Origin of the sequence: Calothrix sp. CCY 0018 (assembly GCF_963920925.1) — a bacterium.
GTDB lineage: Bacteria > Cyanobacteriota > Cyanobacteriia > Cyanobacteriales > Nostocaceae > Rivularia.
In genome coordinates, this window is the sequence record NZ_CAWUDI010000007.1 from 144,521 (window position 1) to 157,660 (window position 13,140).

Sequence of the window (13,140 nt, forward strand, 5' to 3'; positions counted from 1 at the left end):
GCGGGTTATAAATTATATAAATAAATTAGTCCACGGAGGTGGACTTTGCCTGTGTAGTAGCGGTTTAAACCGCCAGATACTTCTAAAACATCCTTTAAAAATTCAGCCAAAAAATCGAATTAACAAATAAATTGTGGCTGCAACTAACTGTAATATCGTCACCGGAATACTATATTTAAGAAATCCTTTAAATGAAATGCGTCTTCCGTACTGTTGGGCAATTCCTGCGGCGACAATATTAGAAGATGCTCCAACTAAAGTACCGTTTCCTCCTAAACTTGCACCAAACAGCATGGCATAAAATAAAGGTAATACGGATGGCGGTAATTGCCCCATGAAATCTGGTGTTAATACTTCTGTTCCTACTAAACCAACATTAATTAAATACTGTTTTAGCAGCGGTATCATTGCCACGACTAAAGGAATATTCGGAACTATACTTGATAAGATTCCAACCACAAAAACTAATACTATCGAACCAAAAACTATATTAGTCCCGATAGATACTGCTAAGATACCTGCAAAACTTTTAATTACACCTGTTTTTTCCAATCCTCCGATTAACACAAAAGTACTCATAAAAAATATCAAAGTACTCCAATCGACATCGCGCAAAATATTCTCAACCGTATCAACCCTGCTTTGATGAGATACAAGCATTGATAAAGCAGCACCCATTAAAGCAACAGCAGCAGGTGAAATCTTAACTGGTAAAGAATCCCCGATGACAAAAAATAGCAGTACAGAAGCAAATATAAACCCAGCCATTGTCAAAGCTTCTGGATGTTTAATTTGTGGATGTGGTATTTGTCCCAAATCATCTAACTTTGTTCGCCAAATTTTGCGGAAAAGTATGGGTAATGTCAGCGCAACTACAGCAATTGATATTACTCCCCCCAAACTTAAACGTAATAAATAATCCGCAAAACTTAAATTAATTGCATCACCAACTAAGAATGTAACCGGATCGCCGACTAAAGTTAATAATCCCGAAGCATTGGCAACGAATACCATTAAAATCAATAGCGGAACAAAATTAACGCTTAATTCTTTGGCTATTGGAGGAATTAAAGGAGCTAACAACATTACAGTTGTAGCGTTGGGTAAAACTGCACAAATTGGAACAGTTACAGCAATAATTCCTAGTAGTAAACGTTTACCTTCTCCCTTTACTAGAAATAGTATCCGTGCAGCTAAATAATCAAAAACTTTTGTCGGTTGAAACGCTCTTACTAATATCATTACGCCGAAAAATAATGATAACGTTCCGTGACTTTTAGCAATATACCCAATTGCTTCTTCTAAAGTCATTATATTAGTGAAAACTAATAGTAATGCTCCTAATAAAGCTGCTACCGTCAAATTTATCCACTCTGTCATAATTAAACCAATGACAGCGATAAATACGGCACTGCTCAACATTGCTTGCCAATGTAGCATCACAATTTCTCCAGATTTAATAGTTTTTATGATCAATTTTGAATGGCTAAATCATTAATTGGGAGCATCTGCTTCCTACTAATAATTAATAGGGAGCAAGATAGTTCTACTATAAAAATTACTTTCTTACCACCAGAAAATTACTTATTAAAAAAACCGCTGAGACGCAGAGTTCGCGGCGTTAGCGTTCACCGAAGGTGCGGTTCAGCGTGTCGCGATAGCGACATAAAGTGTGAACTTGGGGGTTTCCCCTATGTGAGCCGTTAGCGAAGCGTGTCCGCTAGGACATAGGCTTTCTCGAAGAGAACAACTTTTCAAGAGGGAGGGAAGAGGTAAAGAGAGATAGTAGTTGTTAATATGGATCGAGATGCCGCCATTACAGAAATTAGCTGCAATTTGGATCTATGTACTAATAATTATTTCTATAATCTTAAATGCTTAAATTATAGAGATTTTCTTTTATACAAATTAATAAATTATGCATGATAAATTCACCAGGTAATAATTAAGTACACAACTGACGCGAGTAATATTAGCCTGGGATAATGATGAAAACATAACGTTTATCATCAATCCCCCTCGATGCCTACGAAGTTAGCTGACGGGCTAGGATTGAGAGGTATCCTTCTTACTAAGAAGATATTAATTCTTCTAAGTAAAATAAGCCCCGATAATAATGGTTCCTCCGCTCCAACTTGAATATAAGCTGGATTAGGCTGATTTTTGCTTAACAGAATTTATAATACAATCGATCTACTGGTTTATAAAATCTATCTTAAGAGTGTTTTATTTTTTAGGTATTTCCTAACCTGACTTTAAAATTTGTTTGGCTAATTCTTTTAACGAGTAAACTATATTAATATCGGGACGTACTAAACTTGTTTGAATTTCTACGTCTTGTCTTCTCGGATAATTAGGATGAACTCCTATAAACAAAGGTTTATCTGTCATTGAAAAAGCACCCAATTCGTAAAGTGCTATGGGGCAAATTGTTTCTTGGGGAAACCAAAACATAATTGATGAAGCAAGTCGCAAATGTTTGTGTTCCCATGCAATTTGTTGTTTAGAAGCATCGGGATTATCAATCGGGAAATTAGCACGACGAGGATTTAAAATAATCCAAGGTGAAGGTTTCAACAATTCCACTATTTGCGATTGCCAATCTGGACAGTTGCTTATACCTCCAGCGCAAAATATCGCATCACCTTGTCCATCAAATTCTGATAAAGCTTCAATGTATTTACTCATTTCAAAAGGTATAATCTACACCCGCAATTACTGCTAAAGCTATAGCATATTCTTCTAAATCGCGCCTGAGTACTTCTAATTCGCTTCTTAAGTTTGCCTGGTGCTTCCAGTTTTTTTCATGTTCAAAAGGACTTAAATCGAGAGGACGTTGTGCTTCCCAAGATTGTAATAAAGGATGCCACTTAGCAAGAAAAGGACGTAAACCTTTATTTAGTACAGTAATAGCTATTCCTCCAACCGAGCGATGAGATGCACCGATATCGGGACCAGCTTTTTTAAGGATTTCCCGCGTAGTTGCAAATAAACTATGGAGAGATGTCAGTGCTTCACGCAATAATCCTTGGTTTGTTTCAGGTTCTAAAGGTTGGATGGTGACACGGGTGACGAGTTCTACAAATAATGACCAAGCGGCTTTTCTTTCGGTATCATCGGGTTCCCATTCCGTTCCACCAATGCCGAAAGGGAGATTTACAGATACTTTTGTTAATTTTGTAGAGTCTTGTTTGGGCATTTTTGATAATTCGTGTTTTTAAATATGGTACGGTACCCTCAGACTGCAAGTCTGGGGCTATACAAACAAAGCCCACCTGCGTGGGCTAAGAATTTACATTTTCGTATAGAAATAATATTGCATAGAATTTAAGATAAAAAGAAAGAGGTTTAAGGTATGCAATTAGAAGATTACTTTAATTTTTTATCAGCCGATGATATTCGTCTCAAAGGTTCTCGAATAGGTATTGAAACTATTCTCTATGAACATATTTATCGTTCTCGAACTCCAGAGGAAATTGCTCAAACTTACACATCTCTGAGTTTAGAACAAGTTTACGCGACGATTCTTTATTATTTGCAAAATAAGGAAGTTGTGAGTAACTATATTGCTGATTGGTTGGAATGGGGACACCAACAACGCAAAGCACAAGCTTTAAATCCACCTCCGGGTATTGTTCGTTTGCGGAAAATTAAACAAGAAAAAGCAGCGATGGAACAGGGTAAAGGTGCTTAAATATTTGATGGATGAGAATGTAGATCCTGTGTATACTAATCAACTGCGACGACAGAAACCCGATTTAGTAGTTTGGGCTGTAGGAGAACCTGACACACCAATAAAAGGAACTTTAGATCCAGAAATTCTTTGTTGGTGCGAAGAATATAATTTTGTCTTGGTGACAAATAATCGTAAATCTATGCCCGTACATTTGACTGACCACATAGCAGAAGGTCATCATATGCCTGGTATTTTTATACTTAACCCAAATTTAAGCGCAGGTCAAAATCTGGAGGAGTTGATTTTGTTGGCTGAATTTTCTTTTGATAACGAGTATCAAGACCAGATTATTCATTTAACCACTAAGAAAAATTGGTAATTGTGGTATTTGTGGTGCAGTAGGAAGTAATACAGGAATCACGGGACATTGCCTTTTGACAAACTCACGCAAAAAAGCATCTAACTCGTGTTCTTGCCAAGGACCAAAACCGCTACTACCGACAAAAACAGCAGCAGATTTAATGTGTCCAATTTACCTCTCTAATTCCCGTTGCCAAGGAAAACCCGGACGAAATTCCCATTCATCTAACCAAGGTTGGAGTCCCTGCTGTTTCAATTGTTCTCCTATTTGTTTTACCTCCGGCTTGTCTTTGCTATTGTGACAAAGGAAAACGTCGAATTGGTTTTGTGAGGACATTTCGGCTAAGTAGATTTATCCAGTATATACATTACTATTTTTACAACATAAAACAGAAATATTCCTGATGAAACTAGCTTAATTTACTAATATAGCTCGTAGGTTGGGTTAGACACGGAAACCAAATTTAATTTTTAACGATAATATACATTAATCGTCTCGTAACCCAACATCATGCTTGTGGATGAATATTGTTATTAAAAAGCAGAATTTTATAAAAAACCAATAACGCAATGTTGGGTTACGGCGCATTTTAATTTTTCGTAAAATATGAATATATCCGTGCGCCGTGAAGCTAACCTACATTTTAATAGTCAGTGATCGGCTGGACTTGATAATGACCGAAATTTTTGGCGTATAGACGTAGCAAAATATCCAATCATCAAGGGAATTGGTTTATTTTGATATAGTTTGAGATTGTAATATCGCCGTTTTTCCATTTTCCAATTGTCGTACCAGGAATGATCGGTCATTAAATTGATTTCGTCAATATCCTCAGATTCATATGCTAATTTGACTGCTTCTTCCAAAAGGATACTACCAGGAGAACATTTCGAGTAGCTCGGATCGAAACTTAGCTTCCAAATTAAAATTGAACGTTTCAAGCGAACTGCAAAGTTAACTGCAATTGTCTTTCCTTCAGCTTCTAATATTTGCCATTCTAGAAAACCTGCTGCTGATAATCGCTCGGCAAGATGTTGAAAAAAATCCATATCTTTAGCACTATCGCTTATCGCTGTTCCTTCATCTTTTTTCCAACTTTTCGCTTCTACTTCTATCAATTTAGTTAAGTGTTCTTGTGTTGCTTTATTTCCATTTAGAAAACTAATTTTCACATCTGTTAGCTTATGCAGTTTTTTGGAGGCTTTATTCAGATTGCTCCTAAAATTACCGCTCAAACTAGATCGATATTCCGCGAAACTATCGGCAATTTTTAAAAAAGCTCCTACACTATCAAATTCTTTGACAAGGGTAAAACCTGATAAATTTTCTAAGACATCAATCGTTGGCGAATTTTCTGGTAATCTATCAAAAATAAAACCTATTTGATGGGGATAATATGCAATTGCAGCATCAATCATAGCCGGAATAACTGTATTTTCCTGACCATGTTTAGCTAATACATCAATCGAACAGGTTTGTGTAGACCTACGGATACCTAATAGAAAAAACTTGAATCCCACTAAACTGCGTGATTTTACAACTAGCGGCATCACACCTACTAGCTCTTTTTCATCGTAAGCAAATAAACAAACCCAGGATTCATCCGCTGACAAATTGTGTTCAAAATACGATGATACCCAAGCATAAGAAGACATTGGTAACTGTTGAGGTGCTGCAAAAGCCAGTTGATTCCAAGCATCTATATGTAATCCAAGTTCATTAACAGTTTGAACCGCTTTTATCTGTAGTTTTTCTTTCTTGAATAAATTTTCCTGTATAAGCATGATGAATTAATATTTATTCCATTTTGTAATTATTATTACATAAAACAAAGTAATTTAAGTGTCAATTTTTTTCTTAAAAAGCATTTTAATTTTTTTTAACATTAACAAGGCAATGTTGGGTTACGGCGCAACATGAATAATTTATTATATGATTCAATTCTCATGCGCCGTGAAGCCAACCTACATCCAATTACCCATTACCCATTACCCTTCCTCTTCCCCTTCTGAAAACTCTGACTATTGGGCTGATTACTAAACTCTTTTTTAGGAAACAATTTCTCTTCTAACTGTTCGTAACTACCTTCAAAATCGCATTTTCCATATAAAGGGCATTGCTTACAATAAACCCCATCGGTATAACGTTCTAAATTCTCGCGATTGAAGAAATAAGGTTTATGACTAAAGGTACTTGCTACCCACTGCCATGACATATTATTACTTGCTGGGTCGCCATCTAATAAATGTTCTAAAAACCATTTTGCTCCAGCTTGCCAGCGAATCTTTCGCCAATGTACTATATATGCTGCAATCCACATCCGCATATGGTTGTGTAAATAACCAGTTTCGCGCAATTGTTGACTAAAACGATCGATGCAAACTAATCCTGTGGTACCTTGTGCGATATCTTCGGGTAATTCTGCTGCATATTCGGCAGCATCGTATCCCGTTTTGTATTCTTCTCTATCTTCCCAAATTCCATCACCGAGTTTTACGTATAATCTTTGCCAATAATCGCGCCAGCCTAATTCGTTAACTAACTTTGTCGCGTCGTTATCGTTGCTAGCTCTATTTAAAGCAAAGTCTCGTACTTCTGCCAAACTAAGAACACCGTAGCGCAAATAAGCAGAAAGTTTGGTAACTCCACCAGTTAAAAAATTACGTGTTTTCCCGTAGCGTTTGGGGTCTACTTTTTCTAAAGCTTTTTCGGCGGCTTTTCGTCCACCTACGGTTTCGCTGATGTGTTCGTCTCGTTTTGCAGCTTCGGGAAATTCTTGTTTGAGATAAGCTATCAATTCTTCGCGGTTGTCAAAGTCGCGGCGCATTTCGTTGTTCATTGGGAATTGGGCATTGGGAATAAAAGAACCTCACCCCGCCTCCGGCACCTCTCTCCTTATTAAGGAGAGGGGAAGGGGTGAGGTTTGCCGGTGTGTAATTCATATACTCGGAGTGTTAAAGTTGATTGACTAAAAAAATGTAACTATTATTACTCTAAATAAAATGAATTTAAAATATCAAAATCAAATAAAAATATTTTTTATTTTAATTTTTAGCACATCTGCACTATATTTTCTACTAACTCGCTTGGGATTTATTTTCCCTCTTAGGGATGTTGCGGGAGTTTTATGTTTTACTGGTTGTGAATCACCGAAAACTATTCACTCTGCAATTCCTGGACACAATTTACTTAATTACAATCAAACAGTTGAGGAGTTAATTGGAGAAAATATAGATACAGATAAGACTTCGATTTTAATTGAAAAATCAAAGCATCGAATCACGCTTTACTACAATCAAAAGCCGATAAAATCTTACCCGGTGGTTTTCGGTAGTAGTCCAAAAGGAGATAAGTTCAAGGAAGGTGACAGACGTACTCCTGAAGGTATCTTTCGTATAAAAGATTTATATCCTCATGCTTCATGGAGTAAATTTATGTGGTTAGATTATCCCAATGCTGCATCTTGGAGAAAGCATTTTCAAGCTAAAAGCCAAGGCAAAATTTCTTGGTTTAATTCTATTGGCGGTGAAGTCGGTATTCATGGGGTACCACAAGGAAGCGATGAAATGATAGATAATCGAACAAACTGGACTTGGGGTTGCCCGTCATTAAAAAATAAAGATGTGGAAGAATTATATAAGGTCGTAAAAATAGGTACATTATTAGAAGTTGTTCCTTAACATTTGGGTAATAACGATCGCCTATAGCCCATGCCCAATTCCCCATGCCCATTAATTATGACTCTTTGTATAAATCCCCACTGTCCAAAACCCAATGATAATCCTGACAAGATAATTTTTTGTCTGGGTTGCGGTTCGGAATTGCTGCTGCAAGGACGTTACAAGGTAGTAAAGTATTTGGGAGGTGGTGGTTTTGGTAAGACTTATGAAATTAAAGAACGCAATAATAATTTAAAAGTCCTTAAAATTCTCCATAATAATTTTCCCAAAGCAATCGAATTATTTCAACGGGAAGCTGAAGTTTTATCTCAGTTAAATTATCCTGGAATTCCGCAAGTTGAAGACGACGGATATTTCGTTTATCATCCCCGCAACAGTCGAGAACCTTTGCACTGTTTGGTAATGGAAAAAATCGAGGGGATGGATTTATATGAATACATCAAACAGCGGGAATATCGCCCTATTGATGAAAGAATGGCGATGCAGTGGTTGCAAGAATTAACCGTTATTTTGCAACAGGTTCACAATCAAAACTTTTTTCATCGCGATATCAAACCAGCTAACATTATGCTGCGGGCTGAAGGTGGTTTAGCACTGATTGATTTTGGTACAGCGCGAGTAGTTACAGATACTTACTGGCAGGCACAAGCAAAAGGACAGGTAACGGGGATAGTTTCGGCTGGATACACGCCACCGGAACAAATGAACGGTCAAGCTATGCAGCAATCTGACTTTTTCGCTTTGGGACGCACGTTCGTTTATTTACTCACTGCAAAAGATCCAAATCAATTTTATAATCCCCAAACTGATGAATTATTATGGCGCGATGCAGTACCAAATATTTCGCCAACCTTTGCAGACTTTCTCGATTGGATGATGATGCGATCGCCATCTCAACGCCCAGCAAATACTGAAGAAATTTTACAACGGTTATCGGAGATCAAGCCAATTTCACTTTTGCCTACGCTCCGAAGTAATATACCATTTAATACGAATAATTCTGAGAATTTTAAAGTTACTAATCAACCGAATACAAACCAAATAAATACCCTAACAACTCCAATAACAGCTATTAACGTTGGTTTTTTCTATCAATGGATGTTATCAAATATTGTTGGTATCGGCATTGGTTTATTTATACGTAGTATTTTAAGTGGAGCAGTATATTCTATTTTCGGTCAAAATTTAGGTTATCACTACGCAATGTTAGCAGCAATCGTTACTTTGGTACCAGTTGAAATTATGCAATGGTTGGTGCTAAAACAGCGAATTATATTTAATTTTTGGTCTTTGATAGAAACTTTGTTTGGCTTTTTGATAGGTTTATTTATAGGAACTTTTACAGGGATGTTATTCGGTTTTAAGGGACAATTGCTATGTGCAGTAACAGGAGTAATAGGAGGAACATCGATAGCTAAATGGTTAACCATACGCCGACAAATACACAATTCGTTGGGATGGTTGATGCTATCTTTAGTAGGTATTTTTGCAAGCGTTTTCTTAGGTTCTTTTACGGGTTTAATTGCTAATTCATTATTATCTAAGGTTTGGAATCCAGAAATTGCTTGGATTGTTAGCTTTGTAATTGGAGTGATAACAACTACTATTTTATCTAGTTTAATTACAGGAATTGGATTGTTAAAATTATTCAGACGACGAATTAACTAAATATTTAGAAAATTTAGAAACAAGATTATTCCCAAAATGTTTTGTGAGGGTTTCAATTAAAGCTATAGGTACGGGAATACCATTTTTTTTAATCGTTGTTGATAGGTAATTATTTCTAATTCACCGGGGTCATAAATTGGTTCTTCTGCTTTTAATCGCGGAGTTTCTTTAAGTGATTGCTGTTAGTAACACCAACAACTGCTATCTCGGTTTTTTTAGCTGCGTCTGCATCTGTGCGAATCAAACTAGGGCGTTCGGAAATGACTTTTATCTGAGGTTTGGGGTTAATTCTTCCACTTTTTAAACTTTTTTCATAACCTTCCGTATAGCACCAACCCATAACAGTCTCAAACAATCTGCTATTATGTAGATACATTGTATATTCTATTTAGAATTCGATTGATTATGAATGCAAATGTTGCAAAATGGGGAAATAGCCTTGCTATTCGGATTCCGCAAAATATAGCAAAAGAAATTGATGTTACTGAAGGTTCGGTAGTTGATTTTAGTGTGAAAGATGGGAATTTAATCGTCGTGCCGAAAAGACGTAAGCGTTATTCACTTGAGGAGCTTGTAAGTCAAATCACGCCAGAAAATAGTCATGACGAAATTGATAGTGGAGTAGCTGTGGGGAAAGAGGTTTGGTAACGCATAGCGATTCTTATATTCCAAGCCGGGGAGATATCGTTTATTTGGATTTTGACCCAACTAAAGGTCACGAACAAAGAGGTTATAGACCTGCTGTTGTTATTTCACCTTATGCTTATAATAAAAAAAGCTCCCTGGCTTTATTTATCCCTGTTACAAGCAATCAAAAGAATTATCCTTTTGAAGTTGTTCTTCCTGACGGATTAAAAACACATGGGATTGTTCTTGTAAACCAAATAAAATGTTTGGATTGGAAAGCTCGAAAAGCAAAATTTATTGAGTGTCTACCAGAAGATACAATAGAAGAAATACAAGCAAAAATTGAACCATTAATTTTTTAATTTTTTGTTGCTCTTAACTTGCACCCGCTGCTACATGAAGTTTATAAATATCAACATTTTGATAATTGTATTAATAAAATGATAAATTACGCCTTTAAATTAAAATTGTAGGGTGTGTTACGGCACGAGTTAATTTGATTGAAAACCTATCCCATTTGATAATGCCGTAACGCACCATTATGTATTAAGAAAATTATCAATTACTATTTACGATCCAAAATTACCTCACCAATTGCTGTAAAGTTGCTTTGCATAATGCATAATTTCTTCATTGAGAAGTTTAATTTTTGGTTGCTGCTTGGGATATAGATTTTCGATAGCGGTTGCATCTTGCTCGACAACTGTATCTATAGCCTTGAGCATCGATTTTTTAAGCAAGCTTTTCATAAATGGATATTGAACTTGAACAAATACAGATGTCCGCATTGCCAATCAGAAAAGATTTCTAAAAATGGTCATCGTCACAACAAGCAGCGCTATATTTGCAAAGAATGTGGAAAGCAGTTTTTAGAGAGTTATTCGCCAAAAGGTTATTCAGAGGAAGTTAAGCAACGATGCTTGGAATTATATCGAGGAGGGATGGGGTTTCGAGCGATTGAGAAAAAGATGGGAATTTCTCATAATACTGCGATCAATTGGGTGAAGCAGGCTGGGATATAAGTTGGTTATTTTAAGTTTGGCGGTTGAAACCGCACGCCATTTGCTACAACGCGGGGAACCTGCGCAACGCAATGGCTCATCTACACAAGCAAAACCCACCTACGTGGTTAATTCAATAGATTTCTACTTGAGATCCAGAATTTAGATAAGTGTAAAAAATGTAATTGAAACTACTTGTGTATCTAGTAACATTTAGTTAATATAAACGTAAAATTACTGATTTTAATTTGATTTTTTAAGAATTTTCTTCAAAAATTGACAATCATTAATCTTTGATCGCAGTTTATAAAATAGCGTTGCACCTACTCAAGCAGACAATGAATTCTTTCAAGTCCTATTACATTTGAAGGCAGGTATTTCCAGTGGTATCTTTTACATATAAATCAGGCAAAACAAAAGAAAATAATTCTACCAACAAGACGTTCAACCAGCTATACGTTTTTAGCGATAGTCTCTCCGACCCTGGAAATGTCTTTAATACTACCAAAGCCGTAGAAAATATATTTAGCAGCATCGATCCAAGACTTTCTGGCTTAGTTCCAATCTCACCGCCAGTACCCCCCTACGATAGCGAAGGAAAGTTTACTAATGGCGATCCAGATGATCCACGTTCAATTTGGGTAGATTTTCTGGCTGATAAGCTTAATTTAGATGGTCCTGTTGTGGCATCCACGTTATTAACCGTGATTCCCGATCCATCCTTTTTGCCTCCTCCCGATCCATCTTTACCTCCTGCTGCGGTTTTCAACACCAACACCTTTGTAGTTGAAGCTAATTTAAACTATGGCACTCAAACAGCAACTAATTCCGTTAACTTTGCCTTTGCAGGAGCAACAAGTGGACTTGAGAATGTCGCGAATCCAGATCCAATACCTCCCAATCCCCCAATACCGGGGCTGAATCCGAATATACCAGGGGTATTAAAACAGATTGATTCGTTTATTAATGACGTTGACGATTTGCCTGCCGAGCAGACTAGCCAATTAGGAGATGCACTTTACGCTATATGGGGTGGTTCCAATGATTTCGACGCAGTTTCTAATGGTTCTGTTGTCGATCTAAATGGTTCTGTTTTAGACCTAAATGAACCAGTCAATAATTTGGAAACTTCTGTAAAGGAACTCTACAACGAGGTAGACGCTCGCAACTTCATTGTTTTTAATCTGCCCGATTTAGGAATCCGACCTTTAGTTAACAGTCCAGAAGAAGCTCAAATCTTTACAGAAGCAACTAATAAATACAATGAACTGTTGGCACAGAGAATAAGTAATTTGGATTCGGAGCTATCCGATATTAGTATTACTCCCATCGATATCAATTCTCTTTTAGAATTCTCTATCGATAACCCGGAAGCTTTTGGATTAACAAATACAGAAGATTCTTTCTTAGCTTCCTCCTCTGTAGGTGACGATCCCTCGGAATATTTGTTTTGGGATGGAGAGCATCCAACAAGAGCAGTTCATGAAATTACAGGAGAATTTGTTTATCAAAATTTGCAAGCTACTAGCAATCGCCATGACGCTTTTATTCTCGGTGACAGTGGAATTAATATACTAATCGGTGGTTTTGGTAACGACAAACTTTATGGTGGTTTTGGCAACGACTTACTAATCGGCGGTTTTGGCAACGACTTACTAATCGGCGGTTTTGGCAACGACTTTCTGGCGGGTGGTATCGGCGACGATAAACTTAACGGCGGTTTCGGCGACGACAAACTCAACGGTAGCATCGGCGACGATAAACTTAACGGCGGTTTTGGTAACGACACACTGAACGGAGGTATCGGTAACGACAAACTTAATGGTGGTTTGGGTAAAGATACTTACATATTTGGCAGCGACATTTTGGATGGGCAAGCCGATGTGGATACGATTAATTGGTTCCAAACAAATGATATGTTGGATTTTACCAGCTACTTAAATGCTGGGGGAACAATTGAATTTACCCGTGTCTCCCAAAATTTGCTGCGAGTAGATTTGATAAATCTTAGTAATGAAGTTGAAGACGTAGTGAATATTTTTGGAAGTCAAACAGCACTTTGTGCAGCGGAGGCTGGACTTGTATAGAAGGCTCAACCTGTACTACGGAAGTTAATTAGAATTCATC

General features: G+C 37.0%; 15 protein-coding genes, 1 pseudogene and 1 riboswitch. Of the genes and pseudogenes, 8 read left to right on the forward strand and 8 right to left on the reverse strand.

The genetic code is table 11. The features are described 5' to 3' along the window. Nucleotides 1–102: 102 nt before the first annotated feature. The 3 genes from ACM03V_RS07310 to ACM03V_RS07320 all read right to left on the reverse strand — a co-directional run bounded on the left by ACM03V_RS07310 (nucleotide 103) and on the right by ACM03V_RS07320 (nucleotide 3,199). Nucleotides 103–1,440 carry an SLC13 family permease gene (locus ACM03V_RS07310; protein ID WP_414620103.1) on the reverse strand — a complete coding sequence of 446 codons (1,338 nt, stop codon included), beginning with the start codon at nucleotides 1,438–1,440 and terminating at the stop codon, nucleotides 103–105. Nucleotides 1,441–2,009: 569 nt separating this feature from the next. Then, a riboswitch (cyclic di-AMP (ydaO/yuaA leader) is annotated at nucleotides 2,010–2,168 on the reverse strand. A 76-nt stretch (nucleotides 2,169–2,244) separates the two neighbouring features. Next, nucleotides 2,245–2,688 carry a nucleoside 2-deoxyribosyltransferase domain-containing protein gene (locus tag ACM03V_RS07315; RefSeq protein WP_414620104.1) on the reverse strand — a complete coding sequence of 148 codons (444 nt, stop codon included), beginning with the start codon at nucleotides 2,686–2,688 and terminating at the stop codon, nucleotides 2,245–2,247. 1 nt (nucleotide 2,689) lies between these two features. Further along, on the reverse strand, nucleotides 2,690–3,199 hold the full coding sequence (locus ACM03V_RS07320; protein ID WP_414620105.1) for a hypothetical protein: 510 nt from the start codon (nucleotides 3,197–3,199) through the stop codon (nucleotides 2,690–2,692). Nucleotides 3,200–3,355: 156 nt separating this feature from the next. Here ACM03V_RS07320 and ACM03V_RS07325 point away from each other — a divergent pair, with 156 nt between their 5' ends. Both ACM03V_RS07325 and ACM03V_RS07330 read left to right on the forward strand, forming a co-directional pair. Then, a complete protein-coding gene (locus ACM03V_RS07325) occupies nucleotides 3,356–3,694 on the forward strand; it encodes a DUF433 domain-containing protein (protein ID WP_414620106.1) in 339 nt (112 codons plus the stop codon). Continuing rightward, on the forward strand, nucleotides 3,687–4,055 hold the full coding sequence (locus ACM03V_RS07330; protein ID WP_414620107.1) for a DUF5615 family PIN-like protein: 369 nt from the start codon (nucleotides 3,687–3,689) through the stop codon (nucleotides 4,053–4,055). The genes ACM03V_RS07325 and ACM03V_RS07330 overlap by 8 nt, the downstream gene beginning before the upstream one ends. 153 nt (nucleotides 4,056–4,208) lie before the next feature. Here the strand turns inward: ACM03V_RS07330 and ACM03V_RS07335 are convergent, their stop codons facing one another. From ACM03V_RS07335 to ACM03V_RS07345, 3 genes are all read right to left on the reverse strand, one after another. Then, complete coding sequence (locus ACM03V_RS07335; RefSeq protein ID WP_414620108.1) at nucleotides 4,209–4,373, reverse strand: toll/interleukin-1 receptor domain-containing protein; 165 nt, start codon at nucleotides 4,371–4,373, stop codon at nucleotides 4,209–4,211. Between the two features lie 314 nt (nucleotides 4,374–4,687). Beyond that, entirely contained in the window at nucleotides 4,688–5,821 is a 1,134-nt protein-coding gene (locus ACM03V_RS07340) for a GNAT family N-acetyltransferase (RefSeq protein WP_414620109.1), read from the reverse strand. Nucleotides 5,822–6,018: 197 nt separating this feature from the next. Continuing rightward, nucleotides 6,019–6,876, reverse strand: coding sequence for an FAD-binding domain-containing protein (locus tag ACM03V_RS07345; RefSeq protein ID WP_414620110.1), 858 nt, complete (start codon nucleotides 6,874–6,876; stop codon nucleotides 6,019–6,021). Between the two features lie 163 nt (nucleotides 6,877–7,039). Between ACM03V_RS07345 and ACM03V_RS07350 the strand changes: the two genes are divergently transcribed. Next, nucleotides 7,040–7,717: a L,D-transpeptidase family protein gene (locus tag ACM03V_RS07350; RefSeq protein WP_414620111.1), complete on the forward strand. Its 678-nt coding sequence runs from the start codon at nucleotides 7,040–7,042 to the stop codon at nucleotides 7,715–7,717. 57 nt (nucleotides 7,718–7,774) lie between these two features. Continuing rightward, nucleotides 7,775–9,385 (forward strand): protein kinase domain-containing protein, encoded by a 1,611-nt coding sequence (locus ACM03V_RS07355; RefSeq protein ID WP_414620112.1) that lies wholly within the window; start codon nucleotides 7,775–7,777, stop codon nucleotides 9,383–9,385. A gap of 151 nt (nucleotides 9,386–9,536) precedes the next feature. Here ACM03V_RS07355 and ACM03V_RS07360 read toward each other — a convergent pair whose 3' ends face one another. Further along, entirely contained in the window at nucleotides 9,537–9,725 is a 189-nt protein-coding gene (locus ACM03V_RS07360; protein ID WP_414620113.1) for a hypothetical protein, read from the reverse strand. A 65-nt stretch (nucleotides 9,726–9,790) separates the two neighbouring features. On the opposite strand from ACM03V_RS07360, the gene ACM03V_RS07365 reads away from it, so the two are divergent. Continuing rightward, a complete protein-coding gene (locus tag ACM03V_RS07365; RefSeq protein WP_414620114.1) occupies nucleotides 9,791–10,033 on the forward strand; it encodes an AbrB/MazE/SpoVT family DNA-binding domain-containing protein in 243 nt (80 codons plus the stop codon). Continuing rightward, on the forward strand, nucleotides 10,027–10,374 hold the full coding sequence (gene mazF / locus ACM03V_RS07370; RefSeq protein ID WP_414620115.1) for an endoribonuclease MazF: 348 nt from the start codon (nucleotides 10,027–10,029) through the stop codon (nucleotides 10,372–10,374). Before ACM03V_RS07365 ends, mazF begins: the two co-directional genes overlap by 7 nt. A gap of 225 nt (nucleotides 10,375–10,599) precedes the next feature. On the opposite strand, the gene ACM03V_RS07375 is transcribed toward mazF, so the two are convergent. Continuing rightward, nucleotides 10,600–10,761: a hypothetical protein gene (locus ACM03V_RS07375; RefSeq protein ID WP_414620116.1), complete on the reverse strand. Its 162-nt coding sequence runs from the start codon at nucleotides 10,759–10,761 to the stop codon at nucleotides 10,600–10,602. Between the two features lie 15 nt (nucleotides 10,762–10,776). Between ACM03V_RS07375 and ACM03V_RS07380 the strand changes: the two are divergent. After that, nucleotides 10,777–11,028 (forward strand): annotated as a pseudogene (locus ACM03V_RS07380) (IS1 family transposase); the annotation flags it as partial. 368 nt (nucleotides 11,029–11,396) lie between these two features. After that, a complete protein-coding gene (locus ACM03V_RS07385) occupies nucleotides 11,397–13,100 on the forward strand; it encodes an SGNH/GDSL hydrolase family protein (RefSeq protein WP_414620117.1) in 1,704 nt (567 codons plus the stop codon). Nucleotides 13,101–13,140: the final 40 nt, after the last annotated feature.